Origin of the sequence: Acinetobacter sp. YH12040 (assembly GCF_013420005.1) — a bacterium.
Lineage (GTDB): Bacteria > Pseudomonadota > Gammaproteobacteria > Pseudomonadales > Moraxellaceae > Acinetobacter > Acinetobacter amyesii.
The window spans coordinates 47782-65593 of the sequence record NZ_VOZB01000011.1 but is presented as its reverse complement, the minus strand read 5'-3'; the positions used below and the strand labels follow the sequence as shown (position 1 = coordinate 65593).

General features: G+C 38.4%; 19 protein-coding genes and 1 tRNA gene. 8 read left to right on the top strand and 12 right to left on the bottom strand.

The window, feature by feature from the left end:
- Window positions 1-26 precede the first annotated feature (26 nt).
- Window positions 27-1652: an NAD+ synthase gene (locus FTT99_RS12745; RefSeq protein WP_111884419.1), complete on the top strand. Its 1626-nt coding sequence runs from the start codon at window positions 27-29 to the stop codon at window positions 1650-1652.
- A gap of 268 nt (window positions 1653-1920) precedes the next feature.
- Here the strand turns inward: FTT99_RS12745 and FTT99_RS12740 are convergent.
- A tRNA-Met gene (locus tag FTT99_RS12740) sits at window positions 1921-1997 on the bottom strand.
- Window positions 1998-2164: 167 nt separating this feature from the next.
- Here FTT99_RS12740 and FTT99_RS12735 point away from each other — a divergent pair.
- Window positions 2165-2581, top strand: a complete 417-nt coding sequence (locus tag FTT99_RS12735; protein ID WP_078193001.1) for a hypothetical protein — start codon at window positions 2165-2167, stop codon at window positions 2579-2581.
- Between the two features lie 293 nt (window positions 2582-2874).
- A complete protein-coding gene (locus tag FTT99_RS12730; protein WP_078193002.1) occupies window positions 2875-3315 on the top strand; it encodes a universal stress protein in 441 nt (146 codons plus the stop codon).
- 110 nt (window positions 3316-3425) lie between these two features.
- Here the strand turns inward: FTT99_RS12730 and FTT99_RS12725 are convergent, their stop codons facing one another.
- From FTT99_RS12725 to FTT99_RS12700, 6 genes are all read right to left on the bottom strand, one after another.
- Window positions 3426-3743, bottom strand: coding sequence for an MGMT family protein (locus tag FTT99_RS12725; protein ID WP_180131606.1), 318 nt, complete (start codon window positions 3741-3743; stop codon window positions 3426-3428).
- 71 nt (window positions 3744-3814) lie between these two features.
- Window positions 3815-4174 carry a type I secretion C-terminal target domain-containing protein gene (locus FTT99_RS12720; protein ID WP_227591821.1) on the bottom strand — a complete coding sequence of 120 codons (360 nt, stop codon included), beginning with the start codon at window positions 4172-4174 and terminating at the stop codon, window positions 3815-3817.
- A gap of 30 nt (window positions 4175-4204) precedes the next feature.
- Window positions 4205-4426 (bottom strand): Ig-like domain-containing protein, encoded by a 222-nt coding sequence (locus tag FTT99_RS12715; RefSeq protein WP_078193005.1) that lies wholly within the window; start codon window positions 4424-4426, stop codon window positions 4205-4207.
- Window positions 4427-4453: 27 nt separating this feature from the next.
- On the bottom strand, window positions 4454-4651 hold the full coding sequence (locus FTT99_RS12710; protein ID WP_111884424.1) for a hypothetical protein: 198 nt from the start codon (window positions 4649-4651) through the stop codon (window positions 4454-4456).
- Complete coding sequence (locus FTT99_RS16635) at window positions 4626-4808, bottom strand: BapA prefix-like domain-containing protein (protein WP_373684806.1); 183 nt, start codon at window positions 4806-4808, stop codon at window positions 4626-4628. The genes FTT99_RS12710 and FTT99_RS16635 overlap by 26 nt, the downstream gene beginning before the upstream one ends.
- Window positions 4809-5304: 496 nt before the next feature.
- Window positions 5305-6804 (bottom strand): sodium:proton antiporter, encoded by a 1500-nt coding sequence (locus FTT99_RS12700; RefSeq protein ID WP_180011033.1) that lies wholly within the window; start codon window positions 6802-6804, stop codon window positions 5305-5307.
- Window positions 6805-7023: 219 nt separating this feature from the next.
- On the opposite strand from FTT99_RS12700, the gene FTT99_RS12695 reads away from it, so the two are divergent.
- Entirely contained in the window at window positions 7024-7581 is a 558-nt protein-coding gene (locus FTT99_RS12695) for a hypothetical protein (RefSeq protein ID WP_180132106.1), read from the top strand.
- 56 nt (window positions 7582-7637) lie between these two features.
- On the opposite strand, the gene FTT99_RS12690 is transcribed toward FTT99_RS12695, so the two are convergent.
- Window positions 7638-8543 (bottom strand): neutral zinc metallopeptidase, encoded by a 906-nt coding sequence (locus FTT99_RS12690; protein ID WP_180132107.1) that lies wholly within the window; start codon window positions 8541-8543, stop codon window positions 7638-7640.
- A 46-nt stretch (window positions 8544-8589) separates the two neighbouring features.
- Window positions 8590-9516, bottom strand: a complete 927-nt coding sequence (locus FTT99_RS12685; RefSeq protein ID WP_180132108.1) for a DUF808 domain-containing protein — start codon at window positions 9514-9516, stop codon at window positions 8590-8592.
- Between the two features lie 202 nt (window positions 9517-9718).
- On the opposite strand from FTT99_RS12685, the gene trpS reads away from it, so the two are divergent.
- Entirely contained in the window at window positions 9719-10732 is a 1014-nt protein-coding gene (gene trpS, locus FTT99_RS12680) for a tryptophan--tRNA ligase (RefSeq protein ID WP_168379231.1), read from the top strand.
- A 353-nt stretch (window positions 10733-11085) separates the two neighbouring features.
- On the opposite strand, the gene FTT99_RS12675 is transcribed toward trpS, so the two are convergent.
- A complete protein-coding gene (locus FTT99_RS12675) occupies window positions 11086-12537 on the bottom strand; it encodes a capsule assembly Wzi family protein (protein ID WP_180132109.1) in 1452 nt (483 codons plus the stop codon).
- A gap of 169 nt (window positions 12538-12706) precedes the next feature.
- Window positions 12707-14233 (bottom strand): lysine--tRNA ligase, encoded by a 1527-nt coding sequence (lysS, locus tag FTT99_RS12670; protein WP_078193012.1) that lies wholly within the window; start codon window positions 14231-14233, stop codon window positions 12707-12709.
- A 461-nt stretch (window positions 14234-14694) separates the two neighbouring features.
- Between lysS and FTT99_RS12665 the strand changes: the two genes are divergently transcribed.
- The gene (locus FTT99_RS12665) at window positions 14695-15201 is read left to right on the top strand and encodes a YqiA/YcfP family alpha/beta fold hydrolase (protein WP_078193013.1); all 507 of its coding nucleotides are present in this window, start codon (window positions 14695-14697) and stop codon (window positions 15199-15201) included.
- Between the two features lie 79 nt (window positions 15202-15280).
- Here the strand turns inward: FTT99_RS12665 and FTT99_RS12660 are convergent, their stop codons facing one another.
- Complete coding sequence (locus FTT99_RS12660) at window positions 15281-15826, bottom strand: adenine phosphoribosyltransferase (protein WP_078189930.1); 546 nt, start codon at window positions 15824-15826, stop codon at window positions 15281-15283.
- A gap of 527 nt (window positions 15827-16353) precedes the next feature.
- On the opposite strand from FTT99_RS12660, the gene rubA reads away from it, so the two are divergent.
- Both rubA and FTT99_RS12650 read left to right on the top strand, forming a co-directional pair.
- Window positions 16354-16518 carry a rubredoxin RubA gene (gene rubA, locus FTT99_RS12655; RefSeq protein ID WP_005179369.1) on the top strand — a complete coding sequence of 55 codons (165 nt, stop codon included), beginning with the start codon at window positions 16354-16356 and terminating at the stop codon, window positions 16516-16518.
- Between the two features lie 78 nt (window positions 16519-16596).
- Entirely contained in the window at window positions 16597-17775 is a 1179-nt protein-coding gene (locus FTT99_RS12650) for an NAD(P)/FAD-dependent oxidoreductase (protein ID WP_180132110.1), read from the top strand.
- Window positions 17776-17812 lie beyond the last annotated feature (37 nt).

Genomic DNA, 17812 nt, shown 5'->3' with positions numbered 1-17812 from the left:
ACCTATAGGAATAGGATTTAGTTGGAATGAATAGTTTTAAAATTGCACTTGCTCAGTTCTCTCCGCATATTGGTAATCTAGAATCAAACGCAGCAAAAATGCTTCAACAAGCCAATGCTGCAAAAGAACAGAACGCAGATATTATTGTTTTTCCTGAACTTTCTACAGTTGGTTATCCTGCTGAAGATTTATTATTACGTCCAAGTTTAAATAAACGTACACAGCAAGCTTTTGAACAATTGGCGAACGTTAAGGACATCGTTTTAGTCTTTGGTTTTGTGAATCAAACTGAAGATGGTCAGCGCTATAACTCTGCTGCTGTCATGAAAAATGGTCAAGTTCTCGGGATTTACAATAAACAAAATCTTCCAAACTATAGCGTTTTTGATGAAAAACGTTATTTCAGTGAGGGTCATCAACACCTTGTCTTTGAATATTTAGGTCATAAGTTTGGTGTGTTGATTTGCGAAGATGTTTGGGCTTTACCAACTGTTCAACAGCTTGCTCAGTTAAATGTTGAAACCGCTTTGGTGTTGAATGCTTCACCTTATGAAGTTGGTAAACCACAGCATCGCATTGAAACCATGGCTGCATTGACCAAACAATTGAACATCAATCTGGTTTACTGCAACCAAGTGGGCGGTCAAGATGACCTTGTCTTTGATGGCACAAGCTTTGTGATGAACAATTCAGGTGAAGTTGCGTTGCAAGCACCAAGTTTTGTTGAAGATCTATATATCGCAGAATACGATGCTGAACAAAAAGCCTTTAAAACAGGTGCAATCACGCCTGTATTAAATACCATGGCTGAAATCTACCAAAGCCTTGTGATCGCAACACGTGACTACGTACAACGTTCAGGCTTCCCTGGCGTGATTTTAGGTCTATCTGGTGGTATTGACTCAGCATTAACTTTAGCGATTGCTGCCGATGCGATTGGCGCCGATAAAGTTCAAGCGGTCATGATGCCATATACCTATACCGCGCAAATCAGCGTTGAAGATGCTGCTGAACAAGCCAAGAATATGGGCGTAACTTTTGGTATTGCCGAAATCAATCCAATTGTGAATGGCTTTATGCAAACCTTATTCCCTTTCTTTGGCGCTGCACCGACTGATGCGACTGAAGAAAACCTACAAGCGCGTTCTCGTGGTACGTTGCTAATGGCCTTATCGAACAAGTTCGGCAATTTAGTCCTTTCTACAGGGAACAAGTCTGAATTATCTGTTGGCTACTGTACATTGTACGGTGACATGGTCGGTGGCTTTGCGGTTCTTAAAGACGTTTATAAAACGATTGTATTTGAACTAGCAAAATACCGTAACAGCATTTCAGAAACACCAGTGATCCCTGAACGTGTAATTACTCGTCCACCTTCTGCGGAACTTCGTCCAGATCAGAAAGACCAAGACTCATTACCTGAATATGAAGTATTGGATGCCATCTTGTATGCGTATATCGAAGAAGACATGAGCCAAGATGACATCATTGCCAAAGGTTTTGATGCTGAAGTCGTGAAAAAAGTCATCCGTTTGGTTGATCTAAACGAATACAAACGTCGCCAAGGCGCGATTGGTCCACGTATTAGCTCACGTGCATTTAGCCGTGAACGACGCTACCCAATCGTGAATGGTTGGAAACCGGGTATCTAATTACTCGATTCAAATTAAAAAAAGCCCAGTTCTATCACTGGGCTTTTTTTATAGGTGCAAAATACGTAGTAGTAAAAATTAAAAATAATTGAGAGGTGTATTTCAAAAGTTAGGACATCAATTCATAACATCAAAGATTTGAGTTCTCTTTTATTTCTACATTAACATCGTAAATAGATTATTTTATTAGTGCTGTAATTATTTCAATCTATTTGACTTTTTCTAGGCACAAAAAAAGAGACCAAGCTGAGAGCTTGGTCTATAAAAATGGTGGCTATGACGAGACTTGAACTTGTGACCCCCGCATTATGAGTGCGGTGCTCTAACCAACTGAGCTACATAGCCGTAAACTGTGGTGGCATTATCTAGATTTCACACATTATCGTCAAGCATTTTTGTTTGCAATTGTTCAGAGTTTAAACAAGCAAAGTTCAAGATGTTACTATTTAAGCAAATTATGCTATTTTTAGCCCTATTTACTATATTTTTTGATTAAAAATTAGAGTTTTATCATGCAATTCAATTCGATAAAAAAAGCCTGTCTGACCCTCAGCCTTGCCGTCATGACCTTAACGGGCTGCCAAATCGTCTCACCTATTTTTGTTGACTATAATGGTGTGCGACGTGATGTGGCGACTTGGATTAATAAACAGCCTTTATTGAGCATGCAACAAAAGCGCAGCATGGCTCAACTTAGCCGAGCACAGCAATCAATCATTCGTCTCGACTTCAATGATCAGGAGAAATTAGTCAGTGTTGCGCGCGCTAATGAAGCTGCGATGTATTGTGCCAATCAGCATTTATCAGCGCGACAAATTCAACGCCTGCAAAAACAGATTTTCCCTGAAGATGCGTTGCATAAATTAAGCTTGCTTGAGCAACAAGCGTTGCATATTACACTGACAGAGCAAGAGAAACGGTGTGATTGAAACCATGTCCACTGATGGATGAATTATCTAGGCTCAATTTTTTCAGCACCAAATTGTCTTACAATCTAGACATAGCTGCTTACATTATTGAGCATTTTTGCTATCGCTAAGCGAGGTGAAAACAAGTCTATATTTTTGCAATATTTTTATTGCAAATTTCGCAATATCCTTATGAATTTACTTGGTTTTATTCCCAAATAAAAAAGCGTATGATGAAACTATGATCAATGTAAGTAGCACTTTTTTTCAGGTTTTTCCATCCAAATTCAATTGATCAGATAAGGAGAAATAAGATGGCTTTAAATAATATTTTAGTTCCAGTGGACGGTTCAGAAACTTCTTATGCTGCGGTGGCTAAAGCTGTCGAGTTTGCAAAAACTTTTGGCAGTAAAATTACTGTGGTTCAAGTACTGACGCTCGATCCATATATTGCTGCAGAGTATATTTCAGCAACACAAACCAATGATTTAATTGAACGTGCTCGTGCATCGATTTTAAATACACTTGAAGAAGCAAAAGCGAAATTTTCAACTGAAGGTGTCACTGTTGAAACTCGCTTACTTGAAGGTCAAGTGGTGCATACTGAACTGGTTAAAGCTGCAGAAGAAACACATGCGGACTTGATTATCATTGGTTCACATGGCCGTACAGGGATCAAAAAATTCTTCTTGGGCAGCGTAGCTCAAAGTGTACTGGGTGCTTCAGACATTCCTGTTTTGGTTGTGCGCAAATAAGCCATTAGATTTATAGCGTGAAATAAAAAGCCTTCTGATCCTAGAGGGCTTTTTTATTGACTGCGTCATCAATTATAAAATTAAAATTCTATGTTTAAGGCAAGGATTTTTTAAGGTATCCATTGATATTGTTTCAATGAGATGCGTCCATTCACTACAAAGACATTTTCGGCTTCCAGCTTCAACTGCTGGATATTTTCACCTTTTTCATTGCAACGCTGCGTGCTGATTTTTCCTTGCGCATTGACCACCCGATGCCATGGGATCGTTGATGTTGCATCTAGATGCTTGAGTACATAGCCAACCAGTCGTGCATGCTTCGTTAAACCCGCTAATTTGGCAATTTGTCCGTAAGTGGCAATCTTCGCCTGCGGTATCAATTGAATGACCGACAAAATTTGCGTTGCCAATTCATCACTCTGCTTCATCTGATCTCCTTTGAGCCGCATAAAAAAGAGAACCCGAAGGTTCTCTTTGATTAATACTTAATTTTGACAGATTAGTACAGTAATTGGTTGTGATCGATTAGATCTTGTAAAGTCACATCGGTATTTTTCAAAGTGAGTAATTCAACTTTATCACCAAATTTAGATCCTGTTCCATCACGATCAATGCTGATCACAGTGTTGCCCTTGCCATCAGATTTAACCGAAACAAACTGATCAATATTCGACTGATTGACATTTTGACCTTGTAACAAGGCTTTGATATTCACTTTATCGCCTACAGACGAATTAAAGTCATTCCAAGTATCATGTCCATTACCGCCCGTTGCATCGGCTTGATCCAATACTTTATAAATAACCGTATCAATGCCCGCTTTGGTGTTGAATTGATCATTGCCTACTTTATCTGTCACAGTGACTTCAATGGTTTCACCATTGGTTAATTAATTTTTAAATTCAACATCAAAATTCCCTGATAAATCCACTGTGCCTGCGCCAATGACTTTGCCATCTTGATCTTTTACTTCTACCGTTGTACCCGGCTCACCTTCACCTGTGACGTGCTCACCATCATCGGTGATCACCACATCTTTAGACGCGTCAGGTTTAGTCGTATCCTTAGAACCACCAGAATAATCAGATTCACCAACAATAGCTGCACCCAATAAACCAGCACCATCTGCTCCCGCAATTCAGGGTAAAATTACATCCGTCAATGAATCGTTATAAAGCAGCAGTTTAATTTCTTCTAAAAGTTGATACTGAATAACATCCTCAATATCACCATTGGCTGTTGTAAATTTTGCCCAATACCATGTACCGTCTTCACCCTCAAATACCAAACTATTGTCTGGTGTCGCCTCACTAAAATAGTTTTGTACAGTAATCACTTCCCCATTTTTTTAAGGTGATTATTACGTCAGCACCGTTCTTTGTAATTGAAGTAACATCCTCTTTCCGGATTTTGAGTACGATGACAGAATTTTTGATAAGCCCAACTTGATTGGATTCAACTTGATCCAAAACTTTATGACTTTCTTTAGAAATGACAGAAATTTACGACATAGGTAAAACCTCATTTATTTATATGAGAACCGTTTTTATGTTTTTTTGGTTTTGTAATGAGTTGTTGGTGATTAATAATTTCTTTAATTACAACTCATTAAAAACAATTTTTTAATTGTGTGCGTTATATCATGCTTTGTGTATTTTTTTGCATAATTGTTTGAATATTTTAATATTTTAATATTTTAATATTTTAATATTTTAATATTTTAATATTTTAATATTTTAATATTTTAATATTTTAATATTTTAATATTTTAATATTTTAATATTTTAATATTTTTATCAATACATTTAGATTTTAGAGCCATCTTTATGCAAGTAATAACAAACACTTATTTATGTGATGTAAGTCACAATAACACCAATGAATGACCAGTCATAATTTCCCGACTTTTGATGTTACTTGATGGAACACAACTAGAAATAAAAAAGGAAATGCCCAAGCATTTCCTTTTTTAAGTCAAACAAATCAGTTTTAGAAGTTTTCGGGGTTCTCTAAACGACGAACTTCTTGCACTTTTTCTGGGTTATGCACCGCAGCAACACCATCATCCGCTTTGGTATCTATTAACGCTTCTGGGTTATAAACCGTAATGGTTTCATTACCATGGATATCTTCACCCACAATATATTGGAAGCCCTTTTTATTCATTTTATGGCACATTCTTTGGTACCAACCTTTGAAGCCTTTGGTTTCTTCATTGGGATTGTAATAAAAAGCATTCATCACAGCAGGTAAACCTAAGCCACACACGAGGCCCGACATTAATACTGCGATAAATGTATATCCAATCAAAATACTACTGTATTCACTAAGTTCAGGAATATTGGCAACAGCAAGGATTAGGGCCAATGAAATGCCTCCACGAACCCCACCCCAGGATAAAATCGCAAGACTACCGTTATAGCTTTTTTTACGGAAACTCGGGAAAAATGCGAAAGATAAATAGTTTGCTGCAAAGCGCGATGCATGCAAAATAATAAACGCCACCATGCCGCCTAAAATCAAGCTAAGACTTAAATCTAAGATAAATAACTCGAGACCGATCAGGGTAAATAAGAAGGAATTGATGATTCCTTCCACGGTATGCCAGAAATGGTTCACTTCCCTGATTTCTCGGTCTTGGAGGATTTCTTTCCATTTATTCCCAACGATCAGACCACCAATAACACATGCAATTGGTGCAGATGCATGTGCGAATAAAGCGACTAGATATGAACCACTTGCCAATAATGCTGTGGTTAAAATCAAGGACTCCATTTCATGTTTACCGCGGAGTAAACGTAAAATCCCTAAACCAAATGCCCAACCAATAATGATTGCAACAACAATTTCATATAACAGTGTTTCAAGCGTACCAAGGACGGTAAAATGCTCACCTTGCAAGACATTGAGTAAAGTCATAAACACGGCAATACACATGGCATCATTAAAGAGAGATTCGCCTTCTAATTTCACCATCAAATGATGTGGCGCACGTACCGAACTTAGTACACCTTTGACCCCAATCGGGTCGGTCGCACCTAAAGCAGCGCCTAATAATAACAACACCAATAAATCAACATGATGGCCAATTAAGAACTGATAACCATATAAAGCAACACCAAAAAACACCGCACAAAGCACCAAGGCAATACTGGCCAGAATACTGATCGGCTTCCAATGCAAACGTAAATCGGAAACTTTAAATTTCAAGGCAGATGAGGTCAAAATAAAACAAATCACGCCATTAATTAAAAAGTCATAAAAGTCGATATGACGAACTGCCTCTTCAATATTGTGTAAATTAATCGTCACAAATTGATTGCCATTGAGCAAACTTGCGCCCCATTGCAAAATAAAGACAAAAATTGCAGAAACAATGGGAACACCTATGGCTTGTGGAAAGCCCAAGATACGTTTATTAAAAATCGTGGTTGCAATCGAAAGTGCAAAAATAACGGTAAAAACCTGTAGAAAAAAATAATTTCCCATTTCGTTCCCAATTTTGGTGCTGTGTCGCCTACAGAGTGAGATATAGGTATTTTGAAAATAAATACCAAATTATTTAGTATTTAAAAATAAAATATTCTAACGAATTTTATCTAAATTCCGTGTATCAATTCAGTTTTTTTCACATCTTTTATCAAGATCATTTAACATAGCAAGCCTGCATAAATTTTATGCATTTTCATCATCTACATGATTTCTCCTATGCATCAGACTATTAAAACTGTTTTTCGACTCTTTTTTGCTGCTGTGATTTTTATCATTACGGCGGCCCTGCTCCTCACTTGCTATAGCAAGTCACAGGAAATTTTACGTGCTGACCACTATTTTAGTCAGGCAAAAACCATCTCACTGGATTCAACACCCAAAGAACAATTGGTTTTGGTCTCCAATAATGAATCACCCGATCGTGCGATTTTTATCATGCTGGCGAATAATGGTTATCTTGCCAAAATGAATTGTGAAAACTATGCACAAGATATTTGTCTAGATGAATTTAATCAGCAACACACCCGACAAATTCAACACCTCGATTTGCTAAAAATCGGACAATTTCAATATATCCAAAATGTGAGTTTCACCAATAGCCGCACTGGACAAAAACAACAATTACGCTATAGCGATGCCCAATTAAAACAGTTCTATCAAAACGATATTTCAAGCCTTAAATATACAGTTTTTGGCGTGACTTTATTTGCATTTGCCGCCTTGTATGTGAGCTATCGTATTGTTCGAAACTTTAGATCATTTCTCAACAAATAAGCTTCAATGTATTTTTCAATGAAAAAAAGAGGATGTTTTGCATCCTCTTTTTTGTTTTAAATGGCTTGATTAAAGGTATCACAGCTATTGATATTGCCTGATTTCAACCCTGTCTGGAACCATTTCATACGTTGTTCACTAGTGCCGTGCGTGAAGCTATCTGGGACCACTTGCCCTGTTGCACTTTTCTGTAAATAGTCATCACCAATCTTATGTGCAGCGTCCATCGCTTCTTCTACATCGCCCTGCTCTAAAAATTGAGTACGCTGTTGATTATGATGCGCCCAAATACCCGCAAAGCAGTCTGCTTGCAGTTCTTGCATAACCGAATAACGATTACCCTCAGCTTTAGATGCTTGCGCACGGGCCTGCTGGACTTGCTCAGAAATGCCTAAAATCGTTTGGATATGATGTCCAACTTCATGGGCAACCACATAGGCTTGCGCAAAATCTCCCGCCTGATCTTGGCGACTCAATTCTGTTTGATTTTGTTCACCCGTGATGCCCATTTGCGTACGCATATCTTTAAAGAATGCAGTATCAATATAGACCTTCTGATCTGCTGGGCAATAAAACGGCCCCATTGCCGCTTGTGCTGTACCACAACCTGAATTGACCACACCATTAAACATAACCAATTTAGGCGCTTTATACTGAGCATTTAACTGTTCTTGAAAGACTTTATTCCACGTATCTTCCGTATCGGCCAAAACAGTGCCAACAAAATCCATCGCTTCTTGTTGTTCAGGTGTTGGATTATCCAAACCTTTGACTTCAGCCGTTTGACCCTGTGAAGTCACTTGTTTGGTCGCCTGATAAGCTTGCTGCGGATCTACACCAAAAAATTTCCACGCAACAAATGCCACAACCAAACCGAGAATACTGATCCCACCCGCTTTTGCACCGCCACCACCGCGACGGTCTTCTACGTTTGAACTAACTCTTCGACCTCTCCAGCGCATAGTGATCTTCCTTATATAAAATAGTTGATATCCGTGCGTTTACAGATTAATCCTTTTGCGACTTTGGCCATACTTTTTGAATTAAAGATACGACGCACAACACGATTAAACCTGCAATAAAACCTGTCACTAAATTGATTAAAGTCGGTGTTAATGCACCCACAATACTGCCAACTGTAGGAATATGTTCTACATAATCTACAGAGCCTTCAATAAAATGGTGTAGTAAAGGCACACCATGGGTAATGATGCCACCACCCACTAAAAACATGGCAATCGTACCTACAATGGTCAATGTCTTCATCAACTTAGGTGCAAATGCTAACAAACCTTGTCCAACGGTCTTTTTAAATTGTGATGCTTGTTGAGTGAGATAAAGCCCTAAGTCATCAATTTTGACAATCATCGCGACAAAACCATAGACACCAACGGTCATTAATATTGCAATCACCGAAAGTACCATGACCTTGGTCCCAAATGCCGCAGTTGCAACCGTACCCAATGAAATCACCACAATTTCAGCAGATAAAATAAAATCGGTCCGGATGGCGCCTTTGACTTTTTCTTTCTCAAAAGTCACCAAATCCGTTTCAATATGAGTCATCTCTTCACGAGCAACTTCTTCTGTTTTGGCTTTTTTATGATGCAAACTATGCAGAACTTTTTCCACACCTTCATAACATAAGAACAAACCACCAATCATCAATAGTGGTGTAATCAGCCAAGGTGCAACCACACTGATCAATAAAGCAGCCGGAACCAAAATTAATTTATTAACAAAAGAACCTTTGGCCACAGACCAAACAACTGGAAGTTCACGATCCGAGCGGACACCACTGACTTGTTGTGCATTCAGTGCTAAATCATCACCAAGGACACCCGCTGTTTTTTTGGCTGCCATCTTACTCATCACAGCAACGTCATCCAGCACAGTTGCAATATCATCAAGTAAGATTAATAAGCTACTCGCCATTATTTTTATCCTTTAGGCATTTTTTATTATTCTAATTCTATTTAACACTAAAATTGTATTTAGTTTTTTAATAATTAACAAAATATTCACCCATTTTTCAGTCAATTGTGCTGTGTCAGTAACAATCAAAAATAGAATGCCGTACAATGGGGACATTCTTTGAAAATCAGCCGTAGCTTTGACTACCACTTTGGAACAGATAATGAGTACTCAAGATAATCGTCCAGTGATTTTGACTGGCGACCGTCCGACTGGACAATTACATTTAGGTCATTTTGTAGGTTCTTTACGTTCACGTGTAGGTTTACAAGATTCGCATCATCAACATCTTCTTTTAGCTGATGCTCAAGCCTTAACTGATAATGCCGATAACTTCGAAAAAGTTCGTCGCAATATTATTGAAGTCGCAACCGATTATCTTGCTGTAGGAATTGACCCAACTAAAACCACGATTTGCGTTCAATCATGCTTACCTGCATTGAATGAATTGACCATGTTGTATTTGAACTTTGTGACGGTTTCTCGCTTAGAGCGTAATCCAACCATCAAATCTGAGATTCAAATGCGTGGATTTGAGCGTGACATTCCTGCAGGTTTCTTATGTTATCCAGTGGCTCAAGCTGCCGATATTACAGCGTTTAAAGCATCTGTCGTTCCGGTGGGCGAAGACCAAATTCCAATGATTGAACAAACCAATGAAATTGTTCGTCGTTTAAACCGTCAAATTGGTCGTGACGTACTTCCTGAATGTAAAGCTTTACTCTCTAATGTAGGCCGTCTACCTGGTTTTGATGGCAAAGCAAAAATGTCTAAATCTTTGGGCAATACTATTGTGCTTGACGCGACTGATAAAGATATCAAGAAAGCTGTTAATGCAATGTATACCGACCCAAATCATTTACGTATTGAAGATCCGGGTCAAGTGGAAGGTAACGTCGTATTTACTTACCTTGATGCATTCGATCCAGATAAAGAAGCTGTTGCAGAATTAAAAGAACACTATCGTCGTGGTGGCTTAGGCGATGGTACTGTGAAAAAGCGTCTTGAAGGTGTACTAAAAGAGCTGATCGGCCCGATCCGTGAACGCCGTTTAGAATTGCAAAAAGATCCTGATTACATCATGGATATTTTAAAAACCGGTACCGATAAATGCCGTGATATTACCCAACAAACGTTAGACGAAATTAAATCTGGACTGGGTGTATTCCACTTCTAAATTTAAAAAATTCTATAAAATTAAGCCTTTCCAATGTGAAAGGCTTTTTTATAGGCACTTTTTGTGAAGGTATTCACAAAATCTCCTTAGTTTTAACGTTAGGTAACATCACTTAACGTGAACACCAATGAAATGACTGACCGTTCACTCTATTATCTATTTATGTTTTAGGAATACCTAAATTCATAACATTTCTCCTTTACCGAACCTGTGAAAACAGATTCGTTGTTATACGCAATGAACACCCCAATCATTGCGTATTTTTTTGTCTGAAAATTAGCAATAACCAATATCAAAAAGTCCGCTATAAGCGGACTTTTCAATTAATACATCATTTTAAAAATGAATATAAATTAGTAATGAAATAAACGTTTATCTAATGGTAGTTCAATTCCAATTGACGCTCCACCATCATTACCATTTAAATCCGAGTCACTCACCCAACCATTAATTTTTAAAGGCATATCTGGACGTAAATAATGTGTCCAAGTTAAGTCGAGAGCTTTCAATTCATCTTTTTCTGGAAATGCTGCATTGTTCAAAGCAGCACGTTCTGTTTCAGAAACTTTTGCAAAAAGTACACGACCATTTAGACGGTTTAGTGGATCAATACGTATATTCCCACCTACTGAAACCATTTGAGCATCACCACCTAATGCATGACCAAGTGGATAGCCATGTTGATAGTATCCATCTGTGTAAATAGAGTGATTGTATGAAATGCCTTTGGCATCACCATTAGTTCGAGTATCAACCCATTCAGTATACAGTTGATAAGGCATATTATTTACACTTGAAGAATAATCAACACCTGCAAGATACATGCTTTTTGCCGGTAAACCACCTGCTTCATCTTCACCAATATATTGGCCGTAAAGACTAACTGGAACTTGCACAAGTGGTTGTAAATTCAAACGCGCATCAAAACCCGCGACTTGATTTGATGGATCAGCCTCACCTGTTCCACCATTATCTTTATTACCAATAAAGGCATCCCAAAGTGAACTAAAACTTTCGGGACGACCTTCGCCACCCCATTGTATAGAACGTGATGCTCCCAATTCCAAATATGGAGTAGGTTGTGCAGTTAGTCGAAGTCCAATGAGTTTTGCATCTGGGATAGCAGAATAATCATCTAACTGTCCAGCAAAAGCTTGATACTGCCAAGGGCCGATCCATGATAGCCATGGTGTTTCAAAAGCATTCTGTTGTGCACGCTGTGCAGTAACACCGTACACAGGACGACTCGCATCACCACGGATTAAACTACCGTCATGACCAGGCCCCCAATAAGTCGGAATCTGACCTGCAATTAACCATTGGTTCCAAAGCTTCCCGGCAATGTATGAGCCTTCCACATTTACATCTTGATCATTATTAATTTGCTGTTTATCTTCAGCATTTACACGTAAACGACCATCCCAATTTTCACCACCAACGTTGAGCTCAAGTGCACCTTGATATTGCGCTTTTTGATGATCACCAAAATTTTGCGGTAAATTATTTTTATCTGACTCTGCAAACAATTCTGCTTTTAATAATGCATTTTCGGCAGTCAATTTATTTTGAATACTTTGTAATACTTTTTGTTGTGCAGGTGTCATCACTTTTGCAGAAGTTAACGCTCGCTGTATTTCATCACCACTCATTGGCCATGTTGAGGTACTAATTTGAATAACGCCTTGCTGATTCAACCAATTCAAATCTGCGCGTAACTCTTCATTATTTAATACAATCCCCTGAGCAAAAACAGGAACTGATAATCCAAACAGTACAGCAGCATAGAGTGACTTTCTTAAATACATGCTCTTTTTCTCAAGTTTAATTCACAGCCCACCTTAGATTTTTCAACTCATTTATTCAAGGGTGAAACTGTATCTCCTTTTATTTTTTTCATCATTTAGGTAAAGATGTTCAATAAAAATACAAAATAAAAAACCCGCATTAAGCGGGTTTTTTATTTCAAAAACTAAATTAGTTTTTATGACGCATATGAGGGAATAAGATCACTTCACGAATACTTGCAGCATTCGCAAATAACATCACCAAACGGTCAATACCAATCCCCTCACCCGCTGTAGGAGGTAAGCCATATTCCAATGCTTCAATGAAGTCTGCATCGTAATGCATTGCTTCATCGTCACCCGCATCTTTTTCAGCAACTTGGGCTTGGAAACGTTCAGCTTGGTCAATCGGATCATTTAACTCTGAGAAACCATTTGCCAACTCACGACCACCGATGAAGAATTCAAAACGGTCCGTAATATGTGGATTTTCATCATTACGACGTGCCAATGGTGAAGTTTCTGCTGGGTATTCTGTGATGAATGTCGGTTGACGAAGTTCTGTTTCAACAGTTTCTTCAAATACGATGGTTTGAAGTTTGCCTAAACCAAAACCAGGTTTTACTTGCTCTTTCAGTTCATTTTTAACGAAGTTTGCAAGGAACTCACGATCAGATACATTTTCAGCAGTGAACGTTGGGTTATGTTCAAGAATCGCATCAAACATCGAAATTTTCTTGAATGGACCTTTGAAGCTATACACTTCATCACCATAAGGCACATCAGTCGAACCTAATATGTCAATGGCCAATTTTTCAAGCATATTTTCTGTCAAAGCCATCAGGTCTTTGTAGTCTGCATATGCTTGGTAGAATTCAATCATGGTGAATTCTGGATTATGACGTGTTGATACACCCTCGTTACGGAAGTTACGGTTAATTTCGAACACGCGCTCAAAACCACCAACGACCAAACGTTTTAAGTAAAGCTCAGGCGCAATACGCAAGAATAAAGGCATATCTAATGCGTTGTGGTGAGTTTCGAATGGACGCGCAGATGCACCACCCGGAATCACATGCATCATTGGTGTTTCAACTTCCATGAAACGCTCATTGCTCAAATATGAACGAATACCTGACACCACTTTTGCACGAATTTCAAAAGTTTTACGTGTTTCTTCGTTCATGATGAGGTCTAAATAACGCTTACGGTATTTAACTTCAGTATCAGTCAAACCATGGAATTTGTCTGGAAGTGGACGGAGTGATTTGGTTAAAAGCTCAAAATGTTCAATATGAACATAAAGGTCACCTTTACCAGAACGACCAATATAACCTTCAATGGCAATAATATCGCCCAAATCGAGTGCTTTAATAGTTGCAAGAACATCAGCATCCAACTCTTTACGTGGTACATAAAGTTGGATACGACCAGTCATATCTTGGATTACGATGAATGAACCGCGGTTCAACATCACACGACCAGCAACTTTTACATAAACCTTTTCGCCTGCTTCAATTTCTTCTTTTGATTTTTCAGCGAATTGATCTTGTAGGTCTTGTGCATAGTGTTCACGCTTAAATGTGTTAGGCCACGGGCTAACACCTGTTTCCTTGGCGTGCTCTTTGATGTGCTCTAACTTGGCATGACGCTGTGCAATTAAATCGTTTTCGGAAATGGCTTGTTCAGAAGTCGATTGAGCGTTATGTTGCGTCATCTCTGTCTCAAATAGTTAAAAAACGGAAGTTGCATAGCATAGCAGATTTCCTTTGAATTGAGCAGTAAGCAATGCGCGCATTTTTTTAATAAGTAGAAATTTATCGAAGTAAGATGTTTTAATCGTTATACCTTCAGGTAGACATAGAACCTACCTTACAGATGTGCAGTAGATAAAAATTAAATACTCAAGCTCGAAAACCTACATTTTAATGATATCAGATGATAACTAAAAGCTTTAAAAATACTTATAATTATCAATACATTAAAATATATATCAATAACTTAGTTCAACCTTTTAATCTATTTTCTTTAAGACTAAAGTCTTTTAAATGCCTATAAATTAGACCAAAAGCTAAATTCTCTTTTTGACAATTCTCTCTACAATGAAGTCATAAAATTGTTGAAAAATAAAATATTCAACACATCCAAAAATGTTTGAAAACAGTGTGTAGAAAAACAATGACTTCCTGCTTATCGAAAATTCTGTTTTTACATGGATTGGATTCTTCCCGTGAATCTACGAAGTTCCATGCCATCAATGCAAAACAAAAATTCTGCATTGAAGTGGACTATCGCAACTTAAATTTTCAAACTGTTGCGGATTTTTACCACGAGAGTATTGAAACCATTAAGCCCGATATCATCGTCGGGCATAGTCTCGGGGCATATTGGGCATTAAAAATGTCGCTGTTTCATCGTATTCCGTGTGTAATTGCCAACCCGAGTCTGCATCCAGACTTTCGCGACGACTACCCTGCAATTAATGAAATGGATTTGGATCACGATATTCCACAAATTGCATATATCGAACGTGGCGATGAAATCTTAGATATGTATGAAGCAGAACAACAACTCGAAGACTATATGCAAGTTCAAGTCATGGATGGCGGACACCATCGTCTACAATGCCCTGAAAATATTAATGATTTAATCCAGCATCTCGAATTAAACTACTTAAAAAAATAAATCATATGCAGCAACGTCGTTTTATCAGACATAAAAAAGCCCTGTCATAGACAAGGCTTTTTACATTTTAAACTGACGCTTAAGCTGCATCTGCTTCAGGACGTGTTTTATCATCTAAAACTGACCAAATATTTAGTCCTAAATCTTTATGCAAGTCAGGCAAATCTAAGAAAATGCTTGCACCTAAAACTTGGTGTTTACATTTTTCAGCCAATTGTTTCACTGCACGAAGCGTACCGCCCGTCGCCAATACGTCATCCACAATAATTACTTTTTGTGATTCGATTTCAGCTGACATTTCAAGACGATCTAAACCGTATTCAAGGCTATAACCAACACCGACAACAGGTGGTGGTAATTTTCCGGCTTTACGTACCAACACCAAACCTTTGCCTGTACGCTGAGCAAGTAAGCTTGCCAAAACAAAACCACGCGCTTCAACTGCAATAAAGCTATCTACTTCTGCCAATTGCTCAGCTGGAATACTTGCAATTAGGGCATCAGTTAACGATTCGATGTTATTCATAAATAACGGCGTAAGGTCAAAGAAGCAAATTCCTGGTTTTGGGAAATCTTGGACAGTACGAATGTTAGACCACAATGCCGCAGCAGTAGAATTACTCATAATAGGAGAAAATAAATTAAGGAAGGAATGTGTGAATTTTAACGCGATTTGAGAGAAAAGAACAGCTAACCCCCGACTAAAATGCATATTTAAGATACAGCAAATTTACATAAGTTATTGATTATTAATATTGTATTTATTTAAAAAATATCAAATATATATTTTCCTAATCATAAAATAAAAGATTTTAGAGTTTTTTTCTGCAAGACTTTAGTCTATGAATATAGAAAAAGCGGTATTTAGAACCCAATTCACGGAAATGAATTCAAATATAGCTTTCAATAGGCATAAATATTGTCAGACAATTTTTCCCAGATCTGGGGTTTTGATGATATTTATTGTCCCTCACTGCCATTCTGCTTTTAATTTCACTCATTAAACTCTTAGCCACTTTACTTTATCGTTAGAACTGCGTAAAAATTTAACATAAGAGTCTACTGTATAAGGCTAATTAACCTTAAGGTATAAACTTATACAGTTATGAAGTATTTACTGACTTAATTTTGTGTCAGTTTTTGGAGAATGGAATGAAAAAGTATCAGTGCATCGTTTGTGGATGGATTTATGACGAAGCAGAAGGCTGGCCACAAGACGGTATCGTGGCAGGAACAAAATGGGAAGATATCCCGGATGATTGGACTTGCCCAGACTGTGGCGTCTCAAAAGTAGATTTTGAAATGGTTGAAATCTAATAAATAGAATCTAAGGCCATCATCGTTATGGTCTTTTTTTTGTCTTTAAAAAAATATGAAATGTGTTTGGAGTTGAGTATGCACCCTATTGTCATTATTGGTTCTGGTATGGCGGGATATGCCGTTGCACGTGAATTTCGAAAGTTAAATACTGAACTAGAACTTATTATGATCTGTGCGGATGATGCCATTAACTACGCTAAACCGACATTATCCAATGCGCTCGTTGGTAATAAAGCTCCTGAGCAAATCCCTCTAGGGGATGCCGAAAAAATGTCGGCTCAACTCAATATGCAAATCATCAATAAGAGTTGGGTTAAATCCATTGACGCAGCAAAACATGAGCTCACTATTGAAAGTCAAAACGAAACTCAAACACAACTATATTCAAAACTCGTTTTAGCAGTCGGCGCAAATCCAATTCGCTTAGCTATTTCGGGTGATGGCAGTGAAGACATTCACGTCGTCAACAATTTAGATCACTACAAAGCTTTCCGTAAACAGCTTGCAGCACGTGAAGATAAACGTGTGGTGATTTTAGGGGCAGGCTTGATTGGCTGTGAATTTGCCAACGACCTCCAAAATACTGGGGCGAAAGTATCGGTGGTCGATTTAGCTCCGCAACCTTTGGGTCGCCTACTGCCGTCTCATGTTGCAGCTAAATTCCAAAGCAATTTAGAAGAAACGGGTATTCAATTCGTTTTAGGTACGACAGTCGACAAAGTGTCACGTATTGAAAATGGTGACTATCAAGTGAGCCTTGCCAATGGTCAAAGCTTAGTGGCAGATGTTGTGTTGTCTGCGATTGGTCTACAGCCTGAAATTAACTTGGCAAAACAAGCCGGCATTCACACCAGTCGTGGCGTATTAACCAATAAAAGCTTAGAAACCAACTTGGCAGATATCTATGCTGTCGGTGACTGTGCTGAAGTCAATGGTACCCTTCTGCCATACGTGATGCCAATCATGCAACAAGCGCGTGCTTTGGCAAAAACCCTCAATGGTGAACATACCGCAGTGCATTATCCTGCCATGCCTGTAGCTGTTAAAACACCTGCTGCACCTTTAACTGTCCTTCCTGCGCCTATTGATGTAGAAACCCAATGGGAAACAGAAGAGCTTGAAGATGGCATGATTGCCCGTGCGATCGATCAAGATGGCGTATTACGTGGATTTGTACTGCTCGGTGCAACTGCTGGGAAGCAACGCTTAACTTTGACTAAGCAGGTTCCGGACTTGATTCCTGCTTCAGTTTAGGGTTTAAATACAAGGACGTCCTAATAATAATAGACGT